This is a genomic window from Streptomyces sp. NBC_01537, from assembly GCF_045040445.1.
Taxonomy (GTDB): domain Bacteria; phylum Actinomycetota; class Actinomycetes; order Streptomycetales; family Streptomycetaceae; genus Actinacidiphila.
Genome location: NZ_CP109392.1, coordinates 1,070,539 through 1,095,285 on the forward strand (window position 1 = coordinate 1,070,539; position 24,747 = coordinate 1,095,285).

The 24,747-nt window shown below is 71.1% G+C and carries 12 protein-coding genes; 5 read left to right on the forward strand and 7 right to left on the reverse strand.

Features of this window, described 5'->3' with window-relative positions:
* Positions 1–48: 48 nt before the first annotated feature.
* Positions 49–612, forward strand: a complete 564-nt coding sequence (locus OG607_RS05075; protein WP_405719319.1) for a sigma-70 family RNA polymerase sigma factor — start codon at positions 49–51, stop codon at positions 610–612.
* On the opposite strand, the gene OG607_RS05080 is transcribed toward OG607_RS05075, so the two are convergent.
* Genes OG607_RS05080 through OG607_RS05090 form a run of 3 tightly spaced genes read right to left on the reverse strand, consistent with a single transcriptional unit; the run spans position 599 to position 6,595 of the window.
* Entirely contained in the window at positions 599–3,427 is a 2,829-nt protein-coding gene (locus OG607_RS05080; RefSeq protein WP_405719321.1) for a helix-turn-helix transcriptional regulator, read from the reverse strand. The two genes, OG607_RS05075 and OG607_RS05080, sit on opposite strands and share 14 nt — an antisense overlap.
* Entirely contained in the window at positions 3,417–6,098 is a 2,682-nt protein-coding gene (locus tag OG607_RS05085) for an AAA family ATPase (RefSeq protein ID WP_405719323.1), read from the reverse strand. The genes OG607_RS05080 and OG607_RS05085 overlap by 11 nt, the downstream gene beginning before the upstream one ends.
* Before the next feature lie 23 nt (positions 6,099–6,121).
* Positions 6,122–6,595 (reverse strand): hypothetical protein, encoded by a 474-nt coding sequence (locus OG607_RS05090; RefSeq protein WP_405719325.1) that lies wholly within the window; start codon positions 6,593–6,595, stop codon positions 6,122–6,124.
* On the opposite strand from OG607_RS05090, the gene OG607_RS05095 reads away from it, so the two are divergent.
* On the forward strand, positions 6,588–6,785 hold the full coding sequence (locus tag OG607_RS05095; RefSeq protein WP_405719327.1) for a hypothetical protein: 198 nt from the start codon (positions 6,588–6,590) through the stop codon (positions 6,783–6,785). The two genes, OG607_RS05090 and OG607_RS05095, sit on opposite strands and share 8 nt — an antisense overlap.
* A 333-nt stretch (positions 6,786–7,118) precedes the next feature.
* Complete coding sequence (locus OG607_RS05100; RefSeq protein ID WP_405719330.1) at positions 7,119–12,365, forward strand: hypothetical protein; 5,247 nt, start codon at positions 7,119–7,121, stop codon at positions 12,363–12,365.
* A gap of 115 nt (positions 12,366–12,480) precedes the next feature.
* On the opposite strand, the gene OG607_RS05105 is transcribed toward OG607_RS05100, so the two are convergent.
* Entirely contained in the window at positions 12,481–13,065 is a 585-nt protein-coding gene (locus OG607_RS05105; protein ID WP_405719333.1) for a sigma-70 family RNA polymerase sigma factor, read from the reverse strand.
* A 254-nt stretch (positions 13,066–13,319) separates the two neighbouring features.
* Between OG607_RS05105 and OG607_RS05110 the strand changes: the two genes are divergently transcribed.
* Both OG607_RS05110 and OG607_RS05115 read left to right on the forward strand, forming a co-directional pair.
* Entirely contained in the window at positions 13,320–13,610 is a 291-nt protein-coding gene (locus tag OG607_RS05110; protein ID WP_405719336.1) for a hypothetical protein, read from the forward strand.
* 10 nt (positions 13,611–13,620) lie between these two features.
* Positions 13,621–14,226, forward strand: coding sequence for a hypothetical protein (locus OG607_RS05115; RefSeq protein WP_405719339.1), 606 nt, complete (start codon positions 13,621–13,623; stop codon positions 14,224–14,226).
* Positions 14,227–14,296: 70 nt separating this feature from the next.
* Here the strand turns inward: OG607_RS05115 and OG607_RS05120 are convergent, their stop codons facing one another.
* The 3 genes from OG607_RS05120 to OG607_RS05130 all read right to left on the reverse strand — a co-directional run bounded on the left by OG607_RS05120 (position 14,297) and on the right by OG607_RS05130 (position 24,570).
* Positions 14,297–18,691, reverse strand: a complete 4,395-nt coding sequence (locus tag OG607_RS05120) for an FtsK/SpoIIIE domain-containing protein (RefSeq protein WP_405719342.1) — start codon at positions 18,689–18,691, stop codon at positions 14,297–14,299.
* A 125-nt stretch (positions 18,692–18,816) separates the two neighbouring features.
* Entirely contained in the window at positions 18,817–19,113 is a 297-nt protein-coding gene (locus tag OG607_RS05125) for a WXG100 family type VII secretion target (protein ID WP_405719345.1), read from the reverse strand.
* A 54-nt stretch (positions 19,114–19,167) separates the two neighbouring features.
* Positions 19,168–24,570: a hypothetical protein gene (locus tag OG607_RS05130; protein WP_405719348.1), complete on the reverse strand. Its 5,403-nt coding sequence runs from the start codon at positions 24,568–24,570 to the stop codon at positions 19,168–19,170.
* Between the last annotated feature and the right edge of the window lie 177 nt (positions 24,571–24,747).

The window sequence follows — 24,747 nt, forward strand, 5'->3', positions numbered from 1 at the left end:
GTCGCGGTGGATGCCAGGTGAAGTCCTTTTCCCGGAGGGGTGATTCGGGTGAAATCTCCCGATCTGCTGCACCGACCGGCCACCGCCCGCGCTTCCCGCACCACCGGCGAGGAGGCACTGGCCGAGCTCCAGCGCGAGCACGGACGCGCCCTGTTCAGCTTTCTTCTCGGCCTGACGTACGGTGACCGGCAGCGCGCCGAGGACCTGGCGCAGGAGACCCTGGTCCGCGCCTGGCAGCACCCGGAGGCGCTGGAGACCGACCACGAGTCGATGCGGCCGTGGCTGTTCACGGTGGCCCGCAGACTCGCGATCGACGCCCGCCGCGCCCTCCTGGCCCGCCCGAACGAGGTGGGCGACGAGATCCTGGAATCGGTGCCGCCGTCGGTGCCGGACGACGTCGACCGCTCGGTCACGGCGATGGACATCCGCGAGGCCGTGATGCGGCTGAGCCCCGACCACCGCGCCGTGCTGGTGCAGGTGTACTTCCGCGGCCTGTCGGTCACCGAGGCGTCCGAGGTTCTCGGTATACCGCCGGGCACCGTCAAGTCCCGTACGTACTACGCCCTGCGGGTGCTGCGGCAGGCGATGCCGGGTTACGTCACTCCGGCCTAGGGCCTGGCACCGGGTGCCGGGCGGCCTCGCCGGCGACCTCGGTGCGGGAGCGGACGCCCAGCTTGCCGAGGATGTGTGAGACGTGCGTCTGCACGGTGCGGGGGGACAGGTAGAGCTCTTCGGCGATTCCGGGATTCGAGCGCCCTTCGGAGACGAGGCGGGCGATCTTCAACTCGGTCGGGGTGAGGGCTTCCCAGCCGGTGCGGGCTGGGCGGCGGGAGGCGCGCCGGGCGGTGCCGCGTACGCCGAGGGGCCGAAGCCTGGCGTGGGCGCGCCGGATGTCCCAGGCGGCGCCGATCCGACGGTACTGAGCCACCGCGCGGTCCAGTTGTGCCCGTGCGCCGGGGAGGTCGCCGAGCGAGGCGAGGACGGCCGCGAGATCCTCCAGGGCCTGGCCGGCCTGGAGCGGGCGGCCGGCCCGGGTGTAGTGGTCGACGGCGGCCAGCAGCGGCTCCGGGTCCTGGTCGACCAGGCCCCGGCAGCGGCCTGCGGCGGCGGTGCGGCCGGCGTTGGGTTCCTGGTCGGCCTCGGAGGCCGCGATGACGGCGGCGGCCTGTGCGGTGGCGGGGTCGCCGACTTCGAGAGCCAGCCGCACGATGTCGGGGAGCCACTGGTGGCGCTGGTCCAGTTCGCGCGCGTAACCGGGGTCCAGGGTCGGCAGCAGAATGCCCAGCGCCTCGCCCGGCCGGCCGTCGCGCTCGGCCATCAGGGCGCCGGCCATGATCCGGTAGTGGGAGTGGCCGCGTTGCAGGCCGCCGGGGTCCGGACGGTCCCGCAGTTCGGCGAAGAGGGCTCGCGCGTCCTCCTCCTGGTCGCGATGGCCGTGGACGAGGACGGCGACGCCGTACCGCAGCACCGGCAGCCATTCGACCGCGGGCAGATCGGCGATCGCGTCCAGGTCGGCCAGCGCGGCGTCCCAGCGGCCGCTCCAGTAGTTGAGCGCCGCCTGGCTCATGCTGATGCCGCTGAGGTGGCCGTACGCGCCCATGCTCTCGCACAGTCGGCGGGCCTCCCGCAGCGCCTCCAGCGCCTCCTCCGTACGGTCGGTGGCGCCGAGCATGAGGGCGCGGTAGACGAGCATGGTGATGCGCACGTCCGCGACCCCGTCGGTGCCCGGCCCGGTCGCCGCCACGCGGCGGGCGGCGGCCAGTCCCCGGGCGTTCTCGGCGAGTGCGGCGTCCGTACGGCGCCGGCGCATCAGGGACAGGGCCAGCGCGTGCCGGCCGTACGCCTCGGCGTTGGCGTCGCCGCAGGCGGCCGCCTCGGCCACGACCTGGGCCGCGAGCGCGGGGACCGCTTCGGGGCGGCCCCCGCTCCAGAGCGCGATCGAGCGCAGTCCCCGGAACCGGTTCGCCCACACCGGGGCGGGGCCGGGCCTGTCCGGGGCGCCCTCGGCCTCCCCGGCCTCGGCCTCGTCCAGGACTGCCATCGCCTCGGCCCACTTGCCTTCCCAGAAGAGCCCCAGTACCAGCGAGACCGTCAGCAGCGCCCGGCGGTCCGGGTCGGCCGCGCGGTCCAGCAGCCCCCGTACGATCGCGTTGCACTCCGGACGGCGCAGCCGGAAGGCGGCCTCGCCCAGCCGGTGTTCCAGGGCGGCGCGGCGGGGGTCGTCCCCGGGCACCTGGCCGAGGGCCCGGCGCAGCAGGTCGACGGCCACCTCGGGCGCCCGCAGCGCGAGCGGTTCGGCCGCGTCGATGACCCAGTCCGTCATCCAGCCGCCGGTGGCGTCACCGGCGTGCAGCAGCTGCTCGGCGACGCGTTCGACGGAGGCTCCGCCGGCGTGCAGGGCCTGTGCCGCACGGCGGTGCGCCCGGGCGCGCTCCGGGGGTGCGGCGCTGTCGTACAGGGCCTGACGGATCAGCGGATGGCGGAAGGTCATGCGCTCCCCGGTGTCGGCGAGCATCCCGGCGGCGGTCGCCTCGTCCGTCAGGGCGAGCAGGTCGCTCGGGGGACGCCGCAGTACGGCCGCGAACTCGGTCGCGCTGAACTCGGTGCCCAGCAGTGCGGCGGCGCGCAGCGCCCGCAGCGTGTCCGGGGGCAGCCGGCCGAGGCGCTCGGTGATGGCACGCAGGGGCGGGCGGGGCGAGGCCGACGCCGCGTCGCCGCTGAGCTCGGCGTCACCCCTCGCGACGTCGATGCCGTCCTGGCGCAGCAGGGCGTCCAACAGCTCGCGTACGTACAGAGGGTTGCCGCCGGCCGGTTCGAGTCGGTCCCGCAGGTCGGGGCCGGGGGCGGCGCCGAGCAGTGTCTCGGTCAGCCGCGCCACCTCCGCCGGGGACATGGGGGCCAGGGCCAGCAGCCAGGTGTCCTGGTCGAGCAGGTCCCGTCTGAGCTGGCTCAGCTCCCGTCGGCCGGGCACCCGGCGGGAGGTGGCGACCAGGAGGAGGGGAAGCCGGGCGGTGGCCCGGCTGAGCCGCTGCCACAGCAGCAGGGTGGCGTCGTCGGCCCAGTTGAGGTCGTCCAGGAGCAGCAGGAGCGGGCTCTCGTCGGTCATCGCGGTGATCCGCCGGGTCAGCCGCTCCATGAGCGCCATGGTGCCGGCCCCGGTTCCGGCCCCGGCGTCGCCGCCCTCTTCCAGACAGTCCAGCAGCGGTCGCAGGGGGAAGCTCCGGCCCAGTTCGGAGGCGTGTGCGTGCAGGATCCGGCAGCCGAGCCGGGCGGCCTCCCGGGCCACCAGGGCGAGCACCGTGGTCTTGCCGATGCCGGGCTCGCCCTCGATCAGCACCGAGCCGCCCCGCCCCTGCGCCAGCCCTTCGATCCGCCGGCGCAGCAGCTCGGTCTCCTCGTCACGGCCGATCAGACCCTCACGCGTCATGGCCACCCGCAATCCTGGCAATCTCGGTACGCGACCGCAGGCCCAGCTTGGCCAGGATGTGCGACACGTGGGTCTGCACGGTCCGGGGGGACAGCAGCAGTTCGGCCGCGATCCCGGGATTCGGCCGGCCCTCGGCGACCAGCAGCGCGATCTTCACCTCGGTGGGGGTCAGGGCCCCCCAGCCGCTCTTGGGACGGCGGCGCTCCCCGCGCCGGCCGCGCCTGACGCCCAGGGCTCGCAGTCTGGCGTCAGCACGGGCGATGAACCACTCGGCGCCGAGCCCCTGATAGACCTCGACGGCCCGGTTGAGGTGGGCGCGGGCGGCTTCGGCGTCGCCACGTACGACCAGGACGGCAGCCAGGTCCTCGGCCGTCTGCGCGAGGTGGAGCGAAGGGCCGGTGCGCTCGTGGTGGGCGAGGGCGGCGAGCAGCGGCTCGGGGTCGTTGTCCAGCAGGCCCCGGCAGCGCTGGGCGACCGCCTGTCCGGCCTCGGCGCCGAGCACGGCGGCAGCCGCGCGGGCCCGTGCCGGGTCACCGGCCGCCAGGGCGAGCCGCACCACGTCGGGCAGCAGGTGGTGGCCGGCCGCCGTTGCCTGCGCGGGCAGCAGGAGGGCCAGTGCCCGGTACGGATCGCCCTCCCGCTCCGCGAGCAGTGCCCTCGCCAGGAGCAGCCAGCTCGCCTGGAGCCCGGGGGTCGCGGGGCCTTCCGGGACGGCTTCGACGGCGGCGAGGTGGTCCTTGGCCCGCTCCCGCCGGTCACGGCTGATGAGGATGAGCGCGGCCAGACCGTGTGCGCTGACCGGCACCCAGGGGTCGGCGGACGGTTCGCGCGCCTGGCCGAGGAGTTCGAGGGCGTCGTCCCACCGCCCGGTGAGGTAGTCGATCGTCGCCGCGGCGGCGTCCACCCGGGGAAGCAGTCCGTCGGCGCCCGCCGCCTCCGCCACGGAGCGGGCGGTCAGCACCCATTGCCTGGCTTCGCCGACGCGCTCCGCCGCGGCCAGCAGTCCGGCTCCGGTCAGCGTCAGCCCGACCGTCACATCCGTGGCGTGCTCGCTCAACCGGGCAGCCCGCAGGCCGAGTTCGACCTCGGCCAGGGCGTCCTCGCCCGCTTCCGGCCGCGTCATCAGGACAGCGCGCGTGTACCGGGCGTACGCCTGCGCGAGCGGATGGTGCGGTGGTGCGTGCGATGGCGCCACGATCCGCTGCGCGGCGCTATCCGCCTCCTCGTACCGCTGAACCGCCCACAGCAGGAAGGCACGCAGCCCCGGGAAGCCGGCATGCCCCGGTGCCCGCTCCCCCCGCTCGACCTCGGACAGCGCCTCTTCGGCGCGACCCTCGTGGATCAGGTCCAGTACGAGCATGAGCGTCAGCGACTCCCTGCGCCCGGGGTCGGCCGTGCGCTCGCGCAGGTCCCGCACCAGCTGGGCCGAGCCGGGCCGGCGAAGGAGAAAGGTCCCGGTGGTGAGGGTCTCCTCCAGGTGCGGTCGGTGCGGGTCCGCGTGCGGGGCTCGGTCGAGCGCGTATCGCGTCAGCTCGACGGCCGCGGCGGGTGCCCGGCGCAGCAGCGCTTCGGAGTTGCGCACCAGCCAGTCGGCGCACCAGCGGTCGAAGCAGGCCCGCGCCGGGAGCAGCTGTCCGGCCACCCGCCGCACGTCGGCGCCCGCCCCGGCGAGGGACTCGGCGGCCTGCCGGTGCAGGGCCGGGCGAAGGGACGCGGGCATGCTCGCGTAGAGCGATTCACGGACCACGGGGTGTCTGAAGCGCAGGTGTCCGGGGTCCTCGCCGGCCGGCTCGGTCACGCCTGCCGACTGTGCCTCGTCCAGGGCCCGGCGCAGTTCGTTTGGCGGTCGCCCCAGGAGTGCGGCGAGTTCGGGGACGGAGAAGTCGGTGCCCAGCAGTGCGGCGATGCGCAGCACCTCGGGCGTGTCCCGCTGGAGGGACCCCAGCTGCTCGGTGATCGGCCGGATCACCAGCGGGGGTGCGTCGGCGGGCTGCGGGGCCAGCTCCGCGACACCGGCCGAGGTCTCGACGGCCCGCGCCCGGACCAGGGCCGCCAGCAGTTCGCGTACGTAGAAGGGGTTGCCGCCGGCACTCGTCATACGGCGCAGCAGGCGGGGGCCGGCGGGCACGCCGATCAGGTTTCCGACGAGCTCGGCGGTCTCCTCCCGGGTCAGGGGGCCGAGAAGGACGGCCCGAGCGCCCTTCGCGCCGCCGGGACCGGTGCGGCGGGCGGACACCAGGAGCAGGGGCAGACGGCCGGCCGCCCGGCCCAGCCGGTCCCAGACGACGGTGCTGGCCTTGTCGGCCCACTGCAGATTGTCCAGGACGACCACGACCGGCGAGGTGCGGCACAGACCGGTCAGGTGCTCGGTGAGCGCGTCGGCGACCTGCGCCGCCGCTTCGCCACCGCCACCGGTCGCGAGGTCAGTCTCGAAGCAGTCCAGGACCGCGCGCAGCGGAATGGGCTGTTCCAGCTCTCCGGCCGCGCCGGTGAGGACCCGGCAACCGAGCCGCGCCGCCTCATCGGTGACGACCGCCAGCAGGGCGCTCTTGCCCGCGCCGGGCTCGCCCTCGACGAGCACCCGGCCGCCGTGTCCGGCGGCCACCGTGCGAACGGCGCCCAGGACGGCGCGTACCTGGTCGGCTCGTCCGACCCACATGCCGACCTTCACGGGGCAATACTGCACTCGAACAGTTAACCGGAAACGTCGGAACACCAACTGTGTCGGTCAATTGACGCATCGTCATGACTAATTCCGGTCATATGCCCGCCAGCACATCGGCGATGGAGACAGGCTTCGGGGCGGAATTCGCCGGGTTCGCCGTATTCGCTGGATTCACTCCCCTGGCCCAGCCCATGCGCCCCGCGAGCGGGGTTGTGGGCGTCGCTGATCACGGTGGCCTCGGCGATCAGCTCTTCGTATGCGGGCTTCGGCAGCGATCCCAGCACCCGGTCGATCTCGTCCTCGGACTTGACGTCCGTGGAGCCCATGAGCTCCCGCACGGCCGTCCGGCGCCGGGCCTCCAGGGTCTCGCCCAAGGGGCCGGCGGGGTCGGGGTGGCGGCCGGCAGCGTCGATCACGACCTTGATCTCGTCCGGGTGCGGCACCCGGTCGGGGCGGCCGGACTGCCGGCCGGCGGTGTCCAGCAGGTTGACGATCTTGTCCATCAGCGCCGAGTGGATCACGTCCCCCGCGCTCGGCACTGGTCCTCTTCGCGTTGAGCTGCGAATTGCCGAAGGTCGTGACCTTGATCTCGGTCAGCGGCTGGTTCTGGCGGCGGTCCCAGAGCAGTTGCGCGACGCGGAGGCCGACGGCAGGTACGACGACGTCCTGGCCATGCTGGGCAACGTCGGCTGAGCCTGATCCGGCAGCCGCCCGGATTGGATGCGATTACCTCTGTCCTGCGTGCCTACGGTCACGCACGAGCCCGTCATGCGCGAGCCCGTCACGCGACGAATGCGGTCGTGTCACGTCAATTGACCCAGAGGCCGTCTGTCGCGGCCCTGATTCGAGACCCGGCGCTTGCTCCGAAGGAAACAAGAGGATGTCTGCCGTATGACCCGAGGATTAAGGAAAGATTATCGACAAAAGTGACCGAACCGGCCCGAAGTGCCGTTCGTGCGGTGGGTGACAGCGACGGCTCTTCCGGGAGGGAATGGAATGTCACGACGGCACACGACGGGGTGGGATATGTTCGGGTTCGGGGACGACCCGACGCCGGGTGACCCCGAGGGGATCCGGGCCCTGTCGGCGCAGTACAACAACCTGAGCTCGCAGGCCAGTCAGGCGTTCGCGCTCTTCGCCAACGGCGGCAGGATCCGGTCGGGCAAGGGCGACGCGATGAAGGCCCTGCAGGAGCGGATCTCAGAGGTCCCCAGGATGCTGGACCAGACCGCGGTGTCGTTCAGCAACGCGGCCAAGGCCTACACCGTGTACGCCGACCTCCTCACCGACGCCCAGAGCAGACTGGACACGGCGATCGACCAGGGACTGGAGGCGCGGAACAACGGCGCCGGACAGCCCACCGTCCAGACGGCCCCCGACGCCACACCGGACCAGGCGACCCAGGACGCCCAGGCCAACAACGCCATCTCGGCCGCCAACGACGCGATGACCGCGGCCACGCGGCTGGCGCAGGAGGCGAAGAATCTGCGGGAGGACGGCTCGCGCACCGCCTCCAGTCAGCTCAACGAGGCGGCCACGCACGCCATCCCGGCCCGCGACGTCTTCAAGCAGTTCGCGGACTTCCTGGAGGACAACCCGGTCGTCGAGATCGTCCTCGGCGTCCTGGTGGCGATCGTCTCCGTCTTCTTCCCGGTCTTCGGGCTGATCGCGGCGGGCCTGCTGTTCGGCGTCTCCCTGCTCAAGATGGGCGAGGAGGGCAAATTCAACGCCGGGGACATCGTCGCCGGCGTCCTGGGGCTCATTCCGGGCGCGGTCGTGCTCGGGGCGTTCGGCAAGGCGGTGAGCGTGCTGGCGAAGTTCGCGCCGCTGGCCAAGATCATCTCCGGCGTCGGCAAGGTCAGCGGCACGGTGCTGGCGAGCATCACCAAGATGACGTCCGAGATCCGGTCGTTCCTGGTGATCGCGGGCAAGGGCATCATCGGTACCAAGGTGAGCCCGTTGTTGGCGGTCGGCGCGCAGGTGGGCAAGGACTTCGGCGTCGGTTTCGTCTCGGGCGCCATCGGCTCGGCGATCACCGACAAGATCAACGGCAAGACGAGCAACATCAAGGACATCCTGGTCGGCGCGGCCATCGGAGGCGCGGTGTCCGCCGGGGGCACGGCGTTGGACAAGTCGAAGTTCGGCGCCGGGCTGAAGGAGGGGTTCCTGAACCTGGGCAAGGACTCGGCGAAGTCCTCGGCGGGCTTCAGCAAGGCCTTCTCCAAGGAGTCGCTCGGCATCGTCAACGGCAAGTACAGCCCGTCGAGCGCCTTCAAGGTCGACAAGGGCGGCGCGATCAAGGTCGACACCCACGGCATCAAGACGTACAACACGCCCCCGAGCAAGGGGTCGGCGTCGACGACCATCAGCACGCCGGACGGTGTCAACACCAAGACCGAGGTGAAGCCCGGCGGGGAGGGCCTGCCTCCGGTGACCAACGCCAAGTCCACCACTCCGGACGGTTTCTCCACCTCGGTCAAAACCGACGCGGGCGGCACCACCCAGACGGTCACCGGCCCCGGGGGCGACAAGGTCACCGTCAACAACGGCGGCGCGGAGGTCCACACCCCGCTCAGCGGCGGCAACAGCGGCGGCGACAACCCGGGCATCAACACCAGCACCGGGCCGAACGGCACGGTCACCACCGGGGACACCATCGGCACGGTCACCCACGACATCCCCGACGGCAACCCCGGCGGCCACTCCGTCAGCGTGTCCCCGCCCGGGGCCCCGCCGAACGCCGCGCCCTCGGTCACGGTCGGCCAGCACAGCGTGGGGACGCCGAATGTGGCCGTCACGGACCACGGCGGGAACCACACCTCGGTGAGTTCCGGCGGTCTGGACGTGCACACCCAGAACAACACCACCACCGTGAACGTCGGCAACACGCCGGTGGCCGTTCATGACGTCAGCAACCCCGCCGCGCCCCAGGTCACCCATGACATCGGCAACGGCAACCACATCGGGTTCGACGCCAACAACCCGGGGCACGGCCTGGACCTGCCGGGCGGCGACCATGTGGCGGTCAACCCCAACGGCCAGACCGTGGTGACCCATCCGGTGGGGAACGGCGGCGGGCACCAGACGATCACCGTCGACGGCAACAACACCACCTTCGCGCATCCCGACGGGACCGGCACGCAGCTGAACCCGGGCGGCTCGGGCACCGTCACCCACCCGGGCGGCACCACGGTGGACGTCCCCGGCAACGGCCACGGCTTCACGGTCAACGACGGGCACGCCCCGGTGACCTTCAACAGCGACAGCGGAACGGTGACGGTCAACCCGGCCGGCAACCACCCGGTCGTCGTGGGCAACCACGGCGGCGTGGCCACGACCGGTGTCATCACGGACGGCCACGGTGGAGCCGTCGTCAACCCCGGCGGCGACGGCCAGCTGACCGTCGGCAAGACCTCGGTGACGTTCAACGGGGGCGACGGCCACACCCCCGTCACCGTCCACCACGACGGCAGCTTCAACGCCGGCACCATCAACAAGGCTCCCGACGGCACGGTCACCCTCAACCACCCCGGGCCGGACGGCAACCCGGTCCCCGTCAGCACCGCGCACCCGGACGGCTCGGCCACGATCTCCCACAACGGCACGGACTTCAACGTCAGCCCGAACGGCCAGATCACCCACAACAACCCGGCGCACACCGGGCCCGTCACCCAGCCGACGCCGGGCAACCCGGTGAACCTGGGCAACTCGACCGTCCATGTGAACCCCGACGGCAAGGCGGAGTTCACCTTCGGCAACCACGGCACCACGGCGACCGTCACCCCGGGCGGCACGACCCTCAACCACCCTGACGTCACCGTCCACACCACCCCCGGCAAGGTCGACGTCAACGGCACCGACCCGAACCACCCCGTCTCGACCAGCACCACCACCGGGCCGGACGGGCATCCGACCACGACTGTCACCACCGGGGCCGGCCACCCCCAGGTCACCGTCGACCACAACACCGGCTCGACCACCGTCGGGGCGCACGACGGCACCCCCACGACCACCGTCACCCCGAACACCGACGGCGGACCGGGCACCCAGATCCACAGCGGCACCACCCACACGACCGTCAACGACAACGGCGCGTCGGCGGCCAACAACGGCACGCCGCTGGTCAACACCAACACCGCCGGCCAGCACCCGGTCACCACCGCGCACACCGGCGGCGACACCACGCTGACGACGAACCAGGGCAACAGCCAGATCCACAGCGGCGACAACACCCTCAACGTCGATCACACCGGCGGCAAGGTCACCACCGGCCCCACGGAGATCACCCACACCAAGGCCCCGGGCGCCGCGCCCACCGCCAACGTCAAGCCGTCCGACCCGAACGCCCCACCGTTCCAGGCGCACACCACCCCCAACGGCGCGGAGGTCAACGCGGGCGGTGTGAAGACCACCGGCACCAACAACAACCCGGTGACCTTCGAGCACCCGGACACGCCCAACGCCGTCTTCCACTCGCCCGGCGACGGCAGCGTGAGCGTCGTCCACACCTCGGGCGACACGGCGACGGCCAACCCCGACCACTCCTTCCAGGTGAACAACCACGACGGGACGACCGCGCACGGCGCCCCGTCCACCGACCCGGTCGGCGGCCCGACCACCACGACGACCGTGGACCACGGCGACGTCAGCACCACCGTGAAGGGCGACGACAACGGTGTCACCCACACCACCGGGAAGCCCGGGGGCGACGGAACGCCCAGCCACACGGTCAACCCGGACGGCTCGGTGAAGGTCAACAACCCCCCGAGCAAGGCCGACATCACGGTCCACCCCGACCACGCCACCGTGGTCACCCCGGAGAAGACGACGGTCGGCAACAACCAGATCGACGTCCACAGCAACCCGGGCGCCCACGGCCCGGCGGGGACGACGGTCACCACGTCGCCCGTCCACCCGGTGCACCAGCCGGGCAGCACGACGCATCTCAACCCCGACGGCAAGGTGGACGTCACCTACGGCCCCGTCAAGGGCACCTACTCCGCGGGCGGCCCGGAGCACATCCACGGCAACCCCACGCACCCCGTCGGCACCGGCGGCCAGCCGGTGCACGTCAACGAGGTGACCGGCAACGGCAAGGGCTCGATCAGCGTCCAGGCGCCCGGAAACGGCCCGACGATCAGCCATGAGCCCAACCCGAACATCTCCGGCGGCGGTGGCGGCAAGTCCACCGTCGACACCGGGAACGCCACGATCACCAAGACGCCGCAGCCCAAGGACGGCACGCAGGCGCCCGAGGTCTTCAGCGTGCAGCACAACAACGGCGGACCCACCGTCGAGGTGCCGGTCGGCGGCAAGGGCTCCACCGTGAGCAGCCCCAACGGGCCCAACGGGGACTACACCGTCGTCAACAAGGGCGACGGCAGCTTCGAGGTCTCCGGCGGCGGCGGAACCAACGACAAGGTCACCGTCGCCCCCGACGGCACCCTGACCGACCACCACGGCGTCCCGGTGAAAACGCCTGACGGCGGCGCGCCGGGCTCCCAGTCCGGCGGCCTCAACGGCGGCACGCTCACCGTCAACAACGACGGCGCGGGCCATGTCACCCTCACCCCGCACGGTGTCGACAACCAGCAGACGAACATCAACAACGGCACCGCGACGACCACCGACAACAACACCACCATCACCCAGCACCCCGACGGCAAGGCCACATTCGCCACGAAAGACAACCACAACACCACGCTCGACCTGGGCCCCGGGGGCGTCGAGGGAACCCACACCAACACCAACGACATCGGCCAGCCCAACTCGTTCGACATCGGCCTCGGCGACTCGGGCGGCGTGAAGGTGGTCAACACCACCACCGACCACACCACCAAGGTGGGCTACAACGGCAGTTACTCCGAGCAGCACGCGCCGGCGCACGACTACCACGCCACCTTCGACCCGTCGTCGATGAACGACTTCAAGTGGAAGACCGGCTACAGCGTCGTCGGCGGAGCCGTCCAGAACGTCGCCACGGCCGGCTACCAGATCGCGAACGGCGCCGACCCCACCACGGCCTTCGAGAACGCGGGCATGAGCTTCGCCCATGTCCTGCCCAATCAGATGGCCAACCGCATCCCGCACAACGAGCCGATCTTCGCAGGCAAGAGCATCGACGCGGCCATCGGCTCGCTCCCCGTCCGGGTCTTCAACGGCGAGCAGAACGCCCATGACCAGAGCGCGCTGGACCACGCCGACCCGGGCCGGATCAAGACGAAGGAGATCGCGGACCGCGACCCGGGCGCGCATGCGCCGACGGGAGTTTGAGGGGGCGTTCGAGGGACGAGCCAGGGCCTGTCCGGCGGAGATCCGCCGGACAGGCCCTGGCTCGGTGCGTGGTGGCGGCCGTTCGCCGGGTTGCGCTGCCGGCCTCGCTGTGTCCTCAATCGCCGGACGGGCTGAATGCGACGTAGCCCGGCAGGGCCTGGCGCAGAATCCGCAGGGCGTAGTAGGTGCGGGACTTGACGGTGCCCGGAGGGATGCCGAGGACCTCGGCGGCCTCGGTGACCGACAGGCCGCGGAAGTACACCTGGACGAGCACCGCGCGGTGTTCGGCGCGGAGCCCCTTGAGGGCTTCGCGGACGTCCAGGGTGACCGCCGAGCGCTCGGCGGTGTCGGCGACGGCGGGCGTGATGACCTCCAGCGCCTCGTCGCTGATCTCGTTGGGGCGCGACAGGCGGGCCCGGCGGGCGTCGATCGCGAGCCTGCGGGCCACCGTGAAGAGCCAGGGGCGCATCGAGTCGTGGTCGGTCTCCAGCGCCTCGGGGTGCTGCCAGGCGCGCACCAGGGTCTCCTGCGCGAGGTCCTCGGCGCGCTGCCGGTCCCCGTAGGTCAGGCCGACGAGAAAGCCGAACAGGGCCCGTCCGTGCTCCTGCTGGAGCCGGACCAGCGCGGCCTCGTCGGCGGTACGCCGAGTCGGGAGTGTGGTCGTGTCGTGCTGCAGGTGGGGAGAGCTCACCCGAATCATCCCTTCGGGAAAAGGACTTCTGCCACGGCGGCATGGGATGAGATTGGCGTAGACCAATGGCGGAGATATCCGCCACCTGGCGGATACGCCGGCCCGGTTCGGCGAACGGGCGAACGCGGCGGTGGCGTGCGCCGAACGGGCCAACGGGCCGACGAACGGTCGACGTTGCACGGGTTGAACCGAGGTCATGCGTCGTCCGTGCCTGGAACAGGAGCAGATCAAGCGGTTTCACGGAAGAAGGAGGGAGCGCTGCGGTGGCCAAGGAAGTCGACATCCCCGGCGATGAGGTCAAGAGCCTCGGGAGTCTGCTCGGGCAGGTCCTCGACCATATCGACGACAGTCACAACATCGCGTTCGACGAGCAGACGGTCGGCCAGCCGATGGTCGCCGCCGCGCGGAACTTCGACCGCAGGTGGAGTGACGGCCGGAAGAACCTCACCCGGCAGTGCAAGCAGCTGAAGGAGGCCTGCGACGCGATCATGAAGGCCTTCGAGGACACGGACAAGCAGAGCACGGACACGCTCAAGGGCGACGGCGGACAATGAGGAGCTCATCATGACGAACCTTCGGAATTTCTCGCTCCGGGTCCCGGAGAGCTGGGTCGAGTACGACCTCCGGAACGAGAGCCTCGCCGCGATCCGCGCCAAGCTGCTGAGCCAGGCGGGCGAGGAGGCCACCAAGGAGCAGGTCAACACCCTCTTCCGCAAGGCGCGCGAAGTCCTGACGGGAGCCAAGGAGCGCGGCGCGATCTACGCCGCCGGGGCGTTCCAGATGTACGAGGACGGACTGCTGCTGGCCAACACCATGATCTTCGCCGTGAATCCCTCGCCGGGCCGTCCCATCACCCTCCAGGACATGACACGGCAGCTCACCCGGGGCGAGCCGGACCCGAACCGTTCGGTGACCACGGTGACGCTGCCCGAAGTCGGCGAGGTCGGCCGGGTCACCGGCACCGAAGAGGTCATGATCGACGAGGACTTCGGCGTGAAGATGCTGGTGATGCACACCATCGTCCCGATCCCCGACGACGAGCGGGTCCTCATCGTCACCTGCACCAGCCCCAACCTGCCGCTGGCGGAGCAGCTGTTCGACCTCTTCGACGCGATCAGCTCGACCTTCCGCTTCACCGAGCCGGCCGCCCTGGCCGGCTCCAAGGCGTAAGCGAGTACACAATCGGAAGGGCCCGTCCACCTCCTCGGCGGACGGGCCCTTCCGCGTTGGCCGTCGGCCCTTACGGAGCCGTGGTCTTCGGCACCCGTACGGTGATGAACTTGCCGTCGCCCAGGTGCACATGGGCCTTGCCGGGCTCGACGCCGGAGCTGATCAGGCCCTGCGGGATGCGCGCCCCGACGACGTCGGACTCGGTGACCGACTGGGGCGACAGCAGAGCGCCGCAGCGGTTGCGCTTGACGTTCACGTGCCAGCCGGTGATGCCGGAGAACAGCGCCTCGGTGTTGCCGGCCGCGATCAGGCCCCAGCCGTTCCCGGCGCCGCCCCTGGCCAGGGTGGACAGGTCCGCGTCCAACTCGGAGCGCAGCAGCAGCTCGGCGTCGTCCACCAGGACCACGCCCGCCGGGGTGACGACCGCGTTCATGGCGGCGCGGAACTCACCGAGCGCGGGCTCGGGGTCGGTCAGCACCGCGACCACGCCGGGGGTGCCGGCCAGGTCCCGCAGCGGGGAGTTCTTGGGGCTGAGGATCACCACGCCGGTGCCCTGGGCGATCAGGGAGCGCGCCACCGTCAGCAGCACGGTGCTGCGGCCCGAACGCGGCGGCCCGCCGATCAGGAAGCTGGGGCGGTCCAGGAGGTTGGGCCCGACGGCGGTCAGGTCGTCGCCGCCGACACCGATCATCGCCCACATCGGCGACGGCGATCCGCCCTGCGGGAGACGCTCCCAGGCCTGGTCGAAGGTCAGCTCGTCGGGCAGGCCGTCCACCCGGAACGGCAGCAGGGACGGGTCGAGGGAGAGGTCCCGGGCGGTGACCTTGTCCGCCAGCTCGGTCAGGGCGGCAACCTGTGCCGCGCCGCTGGGGTCGGTGCCGAGCAGCGCGAACTGCACCTCGCTGACGTCCCCGGCCCGCAGTGCGCGGCCCGGCGGCATCTCGTCGGGCACGCTCTTGGTGGGGATGCTCATCATCGCGTAGTCGGTCTTCTCGTTGAGCCGCAGGACGAGCTTGTCCTCGGTGGTGCTGGAGAACCGCGAAGAGGTCAGCACCCGGTCGCCGACGAGCACCAGGTGGATGCCGACGGACGCGCCCTCGCGCAGCAGCCCGGTCATCTTCTCCATCATGCTGCCCTGGTCGAACAGGGCGAAGTCACGGTCGAAGGCCTCGAACCGGTCGACCATCACCACCAGGTGCGCGGGCCTCTCGTGCGGCGGCAGCGCGCCGCGCAGTTCGGCGAGGTCCGCGGCGCCGTACCGGGTCAGCAGGGCCTGCCGGGTGGCGACCTCCGCCGTCAGCCGGGCCAGCAGCCGGCCGATCCGTTCGGTCTGCGGCCTGTCGACCACGGCTCCGCAGTGCGGGAAACGGTTGAGGACGTTCAGTGCGCCGTTGCCGCAGTCGATCCCGTACAGGTGGACGTCGGCGGTGGAGTGCGTACGGACCAGGGAGGCGGCGAGGCTGCGCAGCGCCTGGGAGCGGCCGCTGCGGGGGGAACCGATGATGTGCAGGTGGCCCATGGTGTCCAGGTCGAAGAGCAGCTCGGCCTGGCTCTGCTCGGCGGGCAGGTCGATCCGCCCGTACGGGACGGGGGCGAGCCCGCCCGAGGAGTTCACGGCGTCCGCGGGGTCCGGCAGCGACTCCAGCGGAAGCATGTCGGGCAGCGGGGCCAGCCACGGCTTGCGGGCGGGCGGCAGGCCGAGGGTGTCGGCGGCCTCGCGGACGGACCGCACGAGCACGGAGAGGTCGGTGACGGCCTGGCTGGCGCGCTCGGCGACGGCCGCCCGCTCCACCGGGTTGCCCAGCGACTCCCAGTGCAGCTCGCTCAGCACCGGCTTGGGGCGGTCCTGGTTGGCGGCCTCCAGGCGGCGGCCGCCGATCCGGCCGGTCTGGAACGGCAGCAGGGCCGCGTGGCCGAGGCGGGCGTAGGCCCGGCCGGGGGTGCGCGGGGAGAGCAGCCCGGCGTCCGGGGCGTCGATGATGTCCCGGCTCTCGTTGGGGTCGGTGGTGCGCAGCGCGATGCGCAGGTTGGTGTTGGCACGGATGTCGCCGGTCACCGCGCCGGAGGGGCGCTGGGTCGCGAGCATCAGGTGGATGCCGAGCGACCGGCCGCGCTGGGCGATGTTGACCAGGCCGGAGACGAAGTCGGGCAGCTCGCGGACCATCGACGCGAACTCGTCGATGACCAGCACCAGGCGGGGCAGCGCGATCAGCTCGGGATCGCGGTTGCGCTTGTCGGTGTAGTCGTCGATGTCCTTGGCGCCGACGGTGGACAGCAGGTGCTCGCGCCGCTTGAGCTCCGCGCCGAGCGACACCAGGGCGCGTTCGACCAGGTGGGTGTCGAGGTCGGTCACCATGCCGACGGTGTGCGGGAGGTCGACGCACTCGGCGAAGGCGCTGCCGCCCTTGTAGTCGACCAGGACGAAGTTGAGGGCGTCCGGACGGTTGGCGACGGCCAGGGTGGCCACCAGGGTCTGCAGCAGCTCGGACTTGCCGGAACCGGTGGTGCCGGCGATCAGCCCGTGCGGGCCGTCCTTGACCAGGTCGATGGCGAACGGCCCGTCCACTCCCATGCCGAGCACGGCTCGGGTGGTACGGCCGTTGATCGCCCAGCCGGCCGAGACGGCCTCCGCTGTCGGCGGCTCCAGGCCGAGTACGTCGAGCAGCGCCGCCGAGGTGGGCAGCACGGCCGCGTCGTCGCTGTCGCCGACGTCCCGGACGGGTGCCAGCGCCCGGCTCACGCCGAGGCACCAGGGCAGGCTGGGGGCGTCCATCCGTACGCCGTCCACCGGGTCGGCGCCGGTGCGCTCGACGCGCAGCGGGGCCGATCCGCTTCCCACGATGGCGACGGCCTGGCACTCCTCGGGCAGCAGCCGCGGCTCGTCGTCGATGCACAGGACGTAGACGCCGACCGAGGGACCGTCGCGGAGGATCTGTACGACGCCGGGCAGCGACCGCAGCCGGCGGGCGCCGTCGAGGACGACGAGCACGTCCGGCTCGCCGGCCGCGCCGCCACGGGGGCCCTGCGCCCCGGCGGCCGCCCGGCGGGCGATCAGGGCGCTCAGCTCGGCGATGCGGCGGCCGACGGACTCGGCGTTGGTGCCGACCAGGCTGAGGGTGTCCTCGCCGCTGGGCGCGCACTGCGGCAGCCAGTGGACCCAGGACCAGCGTTCTTCGGCGCGGGAGTTGGACAGTACGTAGATCCGCAGGTCGGCCGGGCTCTGCAGGATCGCGGACTGGGCAAGCAGCCAGCGCACCAGCGGGTCGACGGAGCTGTCGCCGGCGACGCCGAGCACCCCGACCTCGCGCAGCGGCACGGTCACCGGCACGTCCTTGGTGAGGCGGACGACCTGCCTGCGGTGCTCGTCCTGGCTCTGGTCCTCCAGCTCGACCGAGGCCGGCCGGTCGGCGGTGCCCAGGCGCATCAGCAGGAAGTCCTCGTCGCGCCAGCGCCGTTCCCACAGCCGCTGCCGGGGGCCGGTCGCGATGAGCATGGCGGCGGCCGGGTCGGGGACGGCGAGCCGCCGGAAGGCCTGTTCGGCGAGCACCGCCTCGTTGATCTCCTGCTCCAGCCGGACGATCTTCTCCTCGTGCTGGCGGATCTGCTCCTCGTAGGACTGCTTGCCGCGCTTCTTGCCGGTGAGCTGGTTGACGAGGGCGGCGACCGGGGAGAGCAGGCCGAAGGCCAGGAAGCGGTAGTTGTGCGAGAGCAGCACGCTGGTGGCCGACATGATCAGCGGGGTGAGCAGGATCGGCAGCAGCGGGATCTTCCGCTTCTCCGGCTTGCGGGGCGGGGCCGGGATGCGGAATCTGTTCTTGATGTTCGGCGGACGCAGCCGTGGCGGGCGGTTGTAGTCCAGGCCCAGGCCGTCGGCGGACGGTTGCAGGGCGGCGTCGGGGCGGGTGGGCTCGGCCAGTTCCAGCAGCACGGTGTCCAGGTCGAGCAGCCCGGCGATCCGCCAGGACGTCCAGTCGTGCACGGCGGTGTCGTCCAGCCGTACGGGTCCGGCGGCGCTCGCCCGGACCTGGGTGGCACCGTCGGCGTCGACCTTCAGCGTGGCCGCCACCTCGGGCAGGCCCGCGGCCTCCAGGCGGATCCGGCAGGTCGGCGCGGACCCGATCTCGTAGTCGCCGGGCGGCAGCCGGTGCACGGTGCCGGCGTCGGGGCCGCTGACCACTCGCACCTCGGCGACGCCGTCGGGCTCGTACGGGAGTACGGGCACGGGCTGGTCGAGCGCCAGCACGCTGCCGTTGCGCACGGCGGCGGTGGCCAGCGACTGGTCGTGCTTGAGCAGGACGCTGCCGGCGTAGAGCTCCGGAACTGCGTCGTCCCCGGCGCCGCCGCCGCGCAGGCTGCGGTGCAGCTCCTCGGCGATTTCCCCGACCGGCGCCTCGGGGTCGCTCTCGATGACGAAGTCCGACGCGCTGCCCTCTGCGGGGTCCACGACGGTGACGGTGAGACGCATGATCGGTTATCTCCCTTGCTGCTTGCCGCTGTTGGAAATGGAGTCGGCCGGGCCGGTCACCGGGAGGAGCGGTGTCCGGCCCGGCCGGTCTGTGGGGTGCGGGCCTGCCCGGAGGCGGGGACCCGCTACTGGGCCAGGCTCTGGCCCAGGCCCGTGTCGGTCTGGTCGAAGGCGTCACCGACGCCCTTGACGTACTGGCCGATGCCCTGGAGACCGTTGACCGTCTGGGTCATGCCGGTGTGGAACTGGTCGAAGAAGGGCTTGAACTGCGCTTCGGCGGCCGGGGTGGTGTAACCGTCGGAGAGCAGGCCGTCGACCCGGATCCGGATCTGGCCGAGCATGTCGGTGGCCGTCTGGAAGTCCGCGAGCAGCTGGGCAGAGGTCTCGCCGGTGCGGTCGCTGTTGACGTGGTAATCGGGCATGTCACTGTCTCCTGTCGGTTCTTTCTCGGATGGTGCGGTGGAAGGGAAAGCGGCTCACTGGGTGGGCGCGTGGGCACCCGGGTCGTGGTTCTTGATCTCGGTGGTGTCGTCCTTGGACGGGTCGGCCTGGTTGAGCGCGTGGCTGTCGCGGACCCCGGCCTCGTTGTCGATGACCTTTCGGGGGAAGGAGGCGATGGCTCCTTCGACGCTGCCGGTGCTGCTGCCGAAGGACGCGGCCGACGGGTGGCTGCCGGCGAGTGTGGTGGGTATGGAGTGGGCGAAGCCGAGGCCCGCGCTCTGGATGGCGTCGTGCGGGTCGGCGCCGTTGTCGATCGAGTAGGCGGTCTGGGCCACGGTGTTGACGGCTCCCGCGACCAGGGTGCTGCCCACGTCGAAGGCGGCGTCCTTGGTGGAGGGCGGGTCGACCTGGGCGAACTTGTCGTGGCTGGCTGAGTGCTGTTCGGAGAAGCTCCCGTTGGGGCTGAGCTTGGTGGTGTGGCCGTCGGCGGTGTTCGTCACCTTGACCCCGCCGCTGTTGCCGGCGTCAACCTTGAACACGGTGGTGGTGGTGTCCTGGTTCACCTGGGTGTGGGTTCCTTCCACGCCCTTGGGACCGATGCTCAGATTGGCGCTGCCGTCGGTCGGCGTGGTGAAGGTGGCCTTGCCGTCCGGGTGCTGGACGACGGTGACGTTGCCGTCGGTGGTGGTCGCCGAGCCGCCGGCGATGGTGGTCTCCGGATTGGCCCCGTTCGGCGGGGTCACGGTCACATTGCCGGCGCCGTCGTTGTGGATCACCGTGTCGTCGGCCAGGGTGTGCGTCTGGGTCGGCGGCGGGGGCGGCGGGGCCACCGCGCCCGGTGCCACGGGGGGCTGGACCGGGGGGGTGTCGTTCGCTATGGGGACGCCGTTGTGGTCGGTGAGGGTGCCGTCCGGTGCGACGTTCACCTTGTCGTTGGCGCCGCCCCCGCCGGCCACCTCGAAGCCGCCCTTGCCGGTGTGCTTGACGTCGAAGTTGCCGCCGGAACTGTGCACGACGCTGTCGCCCTTGCCGTTGACCTGTACGTCCACGCTCGGCCCGCCGTTGTTGTGCTGCACGTTGAAGGTCTCCGGCGCGACCGGGGTGGCCGGGGGGGTGCCGTCGGGGTTGGGAGCAGGCGGCTCCGGGCTCTTGGTGATGGTGACGTTGCCGGCGTTCACGGTGGTCTCGCCGCCGCCGCCGTCCGGGGTGTGCGGGTTGGTGGTGTGTGACACGGTGGGGCCGCCGCCGGGCGCCTGGACGGTGATCTGGCCGTTCCCGTCGCCCGTGACCGGGGTGACGTTCACCGCCGGGTCGCCCGGGCCCGGGACGTGATTCTGGTTCGTGCCGACGCTGTTCACGCCGCCGGGCGAGTGGCTGGTCTGGACGGGGCCGAAGCCGGTGTCCACGGTGCCGTCGGGGTGCTGGTGGGTCGTGCTCGTGGGGTGGAAGGGGGTCGCCGGGACGCTGATCGTCGTCCCGGCCTGGTTGCCGTTGGCGCCGCTGTGGTCGGTGGTGAACGTGTGGCCGCCGCCGATCACGTCGCCCTTGTCCCCGATGACGTGCTTGTCCGGGGTCTCGACGGTGGTGTGGTTGCCGTCGGTGTCGATTTTGGTGCCGCTCTTGGGGTTCACGACCTCGACGTGGCCGTCGGGGTGGACGGTGTGGGTGGTCCCGGACTTCTGCGTGGTGGTGTTGGCGATGCCGTTGTTGTCGCTGGTGACGGTCGTGCTGTTGCCGTTGCCGTGATCGATGGTGGTCGTGGTGGTGGGGCCGTTGGTGGCGTCGTTGCTCGGCACGCTGTGCGTGTCCGTCGGGTTGGGGCCGGCGTTGTGCACGTCGAAGCTGTGGTCGGTGTTGACCGCGGCGGTGTCGCCCCCGGTGTGGGTGCTGGTCAGGGTGCCGTCGCCGGGCGAGTTGAAGGTCGTGTTGTGCGGGCCGTCGTGGGCGAAGGTCACCGGGTTGTTGGTGCTTCCGCTGGTGTGCACGCCGCCCGCGTGGATGTCCACGCCGTTGTTCGTGGCGTTCGCCGTGAAGGGCTGGTGGTTCGTCGGATCGGAGGGGGTGACCGTGGCCTGCGGCTGGCCGCCGGGCGGCGTGGTGTGGTTGATCTCGGACGGGCCGCTGGTCACCTTGCCGGTGTTGTCGACGGAGAAGGTGTTGCCGTTGTCCGAGACCGCGCTGCCGTTGTTGTCCGAGGTCAGGGTGGTGTCGCCGCCGGTGTTCGCGGTGGTGACGGGGTTCTCGCCGCCGGTGTTGGTGTTGACGACGGGCGTGTTGCCGACGTCGGTCGAGGCGCCGTCGGGGTTGATGGTGGTCTTGGTGTTGCCCGCGTCGATCTGGTGGCCGTTGTTCGTCGGGGCGACGGTGACCGGCGGGTTGCCGCCGTGTCCGGCGACCGTGGTGGAGTTGTCGCCGTGGTTGACGCTGACGTTCGGGGTGGCGTTGCCGGTGTTGACGGTGGTCGTCGGGTGACCGGTGCCACCCGTCGGGGTGGTTGTGTTGACGTGGACGTTGCTCGCCCCGCCGGTGCCGTTCACCACGACGTTGCCCGGAGTGGTGGTCACCGTGACGTCGGGGTGGTTCAGCGTCGTGCCGTTCGGTCCCACCGTCGCCGTGGTGCCGTTCTGGCCGTTCAGCGTGACATGGGTGGTGCCGTCCGGGTTGACGTGGACGGATGTCGGGCCGAAGTTGGCCGGCGCGCCGACCGCGGGCTGTTTGGGGGTGACGAGCACCGGGGCCGACGCAGTGCCGTCCGGGTTGGGGGGACCCGGCTTGAACTGCGGGGTCGCGTGCGTGATGTTGCCGGCGGCGTCGACGTTGTGGTCCACCCCGTTGTGGACGAAGGTCGCCGTGCCGTCGGGGTTCACCGTGGCCTTGGGGAAAGCGGGTTGGTTATGGTTGTCGACCTGGGTGAGGGTGACCGCACCGTCGGGCCCCTTCTGAATGCCACCGGTGTTGAAGGTGCCGTCGTGGCCGACGTTGACGTCGCCGTTCGGGCCGTGGAAGGTCGTGCCGTTGTTGTCGAACGTGGCGACATCGGACCCGCCCTGGTGGATCGTGCCGCTGCCGTCGCCGTGGGTGGTGACAGGACCGCTGCTCACATGGCCGTTCGGGTTCACATGGACCGGGGTGGTGCTCGCCGGGTTGACCGTCACGCCGGGGTTGGTGCCGCCGTCGTTGAAGTTCAGATGCGTGGCACCGTCGTTGACCGTGAAGCCGTGGCCGCCGTTCGGGACGTCGACCGTGGCGCCGCCGGTGTGCGTGACCGTCGCGTTGCCGTTGTTCTGGACGGTGGTGTTGGTGCCGCCGGGGTGGTTGAAGGTGGTGTTGTTGCCGTCCAGGGTGATCTGGTGGTTGCCCGTGCCGGCCTGGTTCGGATGGTCGACCACGACATGGCCGTTGTTGTTCGTGGCGACGTGGGTGCCGCCCGGCAGGTTCAGGCCGTTGCCGGGGTTCGCCGGGTCGAAGCCGATGCCGTGCCCGTCGCCGACGTTGTGGTTGACCGTCGGGTTGGGCCCGCTGAAGTCGTGGACGGCGACCGGGGCGTTGTTGACCTGGGCGGTGTTGGTGTTGCCCTGGTTGTGCACGGTCACCCCGTCGCCGCCGTTGACCGAGGTGTGGTTGCCACCGTGATCGGTGACGGTCACATTCGGGGTGGCGACGCTGTGGTCGCCCACGGTGATCGTCGGGTTTGCGGCGCCGTTCGGCGTGACCGTCACCTCCGCGGGGACCGCGGGGTTCCCGTCGTTCGCGGCCACGGGGTTGGTGTGATTGACCGCGAAGTCGCCGTGGGTGGTCTCGGCGTTGGTCGGCGAGACGTGCGTCGACAGGTCCGGTGTGTTGACGGTGGCGCCGTTGCCGTCGGTGATGACCTGGTCGCCCTTGGGGCCCTCGATCGTGTTGGTGGTGCCGTTGCCGTCGGTCTGCGTCGTCGAGGTGAAGCCGTCAGGGGTGGTCGTGGTGGTCTTGGTGGTCGGCGGTATGGCCGGCCCCGGGGTGCCGTCGGCGGGAGCCGCACCCGGGTTGACGACCTCGGTCTTCGTGGTGACGCCGTTCGGCGTCTCGACCGTGGTCGACGGCGTGCCCTCGGTGCTCGGCGAGGTGGTGGACTTGATGCCGTTGGAGTCGACCTTGACCGAACCGCCCTTGCCGGGCTCGAAGGCGTTCGCCGGGTTCAGCTTGCCGTCCTTGATGCCGAGGAGGGCGTCCTTGGAGAACGCCTTGCTGAAGCCCTCCTTGGCTGCCTTGCTGTCGGTGCCGATGTTGGTGAAGCCCTCCTTGAGGCCGACACCGAACTTCGACATCGAGAACGGCGTGAGCGCGCCGAAGATGCCCGCCGAGATCGCCGACGTGATCAGCAGGTTCTTGATGTCGATCGGCTTGCCGTTGATCGCGTTGGTCATCGCCCCACCGGCGACGCCCAGCGCGAACCCGACCGTCACGTCCTTGAGGGTCGCGCCGAAGACTCCCAGCAGGACACCCGTCTTCGTACCGATGATGCCCTTGCCCAGGGCGGCGAACGTGCTCCGGAAGGCGTTCGCCATCTTGGTGACGCCTTCAAGGATCGGTCCGGTGAACTTGCTGACGCCGGCGAGGAGCTTGGCGATCGGCGCGAACTTCGCCACCGCCGAGGCGAACTTGCCGACGATCCCCAGCGCCCCGATGCCCGGGATGATCCCCAGGACGCCGGCGACGATGTCCCCGGCGTTGAATTTGCCCTCCTCTCCCATCTTGAGCAGGGAGACGCCGAAGAGCAGGCCCGCCGCGATGAGTCCGAAGACCGGGAAGAAGACGGAGACGATCGCCACCAGGATGCCCAGCACGATCTCGACGATCGGGTTGTCCTCCAGGAAGTCCGCGATCTTCTTGAAGACGTCGCGGGCCGGGATGGCGTGCGTGGCCGCCTCGTTGAGCTGGCTGGAGGCGGTGCGGGAGCCGTTCTCGCGGAGATCGTGCGCGTCCTGCGCCAGCCGCTTGGCGGCGGTGAGCTGGTCGTTGGCGGCCGAGATGGCGTTGTTGGCCTGGGCGTCCGCGGTCGCCTGGTCGGGCGTGGCGTCGGGGGCCGTCTGGACCGTGGGCTTGCCGGCGCCATTGCTCTGCGCCTCCAGTCCCTGGTCCATCGCCGTGTCCAGTTTGCTCTGCGCGTCGGTGAGGAGGTCGGCGTACACGGTGTAGGCCTTGGCCGCGTTGCTGAACGACACCGCGGTCTGGTCCAGCATCCTGGGGACCTCTGAGATCCGCTCCTGCAGGGCCTTCATCGCGTCGCCCTTGCCCGACCGGATCCTGCCGCCGTTGGCGAAGAGCGCGAACGCCTGACTGGCCTGCGAACTCAGGTTGTTGTACTGCGCCGACAGGGCCCGGATCCCGTCAGGGTCACCCGGCGTCGGGTCGTCCCCGAACCCGACTACACCGAAATTGGACGTGTATCGCCTCGCCATCGCTGCCCTCCCGGCTGGTCCATTGGCAGGAAGCACGGGGGGTGTCGGTGATCGGTTCAGGTTTTTTTCCGTACGGGTTTTTTCGGCGCCGAGGTGAACCGGACCGCCGTGGCAAGCGTGCCGGAGTCAAGCGAAAGCCGTAGTGGCCGACCGCAGTCTCGACGGAGGAGGACGAGA

What these genes read in the sequence shown, in the direction of transcription:
- OG607_RS05080 (WP_405719321.1), bottom strand. Translation starts at nt 3,427, where the DNA reads ATGACGCGTGAGGGTCTGATCGGCCGTGACGAGGAGACCGAGCTGCTG.
- OG607_RS05105 (WP_405719333.1), bottom strand. Translation starts at nt 13,065, where the DNA reads ATGATTCGGGTGAGCTCTCCCCACCTGCAGCACGACACGACCACACTC.
- OG607_RS05115 (WP_405719339.1), top strand. Translation starts at nt 13,621, where the DNA reads ATGACGAACCTTCGGAATTTCTCGCTCCGGGTCCCGGAGAGCTGGGTC.
- OG607_RS05130 (WP_405719348.1), bottom strand. Translation starts at nt 24,570, where the DNA reads ATGGCGAGGCGATACACGTCCAATTTCGGTGTAGTCGGGTTCGGGGAC.
- OG607_RS05090 (WP_405719325.1), bottom strand. Translation starts at nt 6,595, where the DNA reads ATGGACAAGATCGTCAACCTGCTGGACACCGCCGGCCGGCAGTCCGGC.
- OG607_RS05120 (WP_405719342.1), bottom strand. Translation starts at nt 18,691, where the DNA reads ATGCGTCTCACCGTCACCGTCGTGGACCCCGCAGAGGGCAGCGCGTCG.
- OG607_RS05100 (WP_405719330.1), top strand. Translation starts at nt 7,119, where the DNA reads ATGTTCGGGTTCGGGGACGACCCGACGCCGGGTGACCCCGAGGGGATC.
- OG607_RS05125 (WP_405719345.1), bottom strand. Translation starts at nt 19,113, where the DNA reads ATGCCCGATTACCACGTCAACAGCGACCGCACCGGCGAGACCTCTGCC.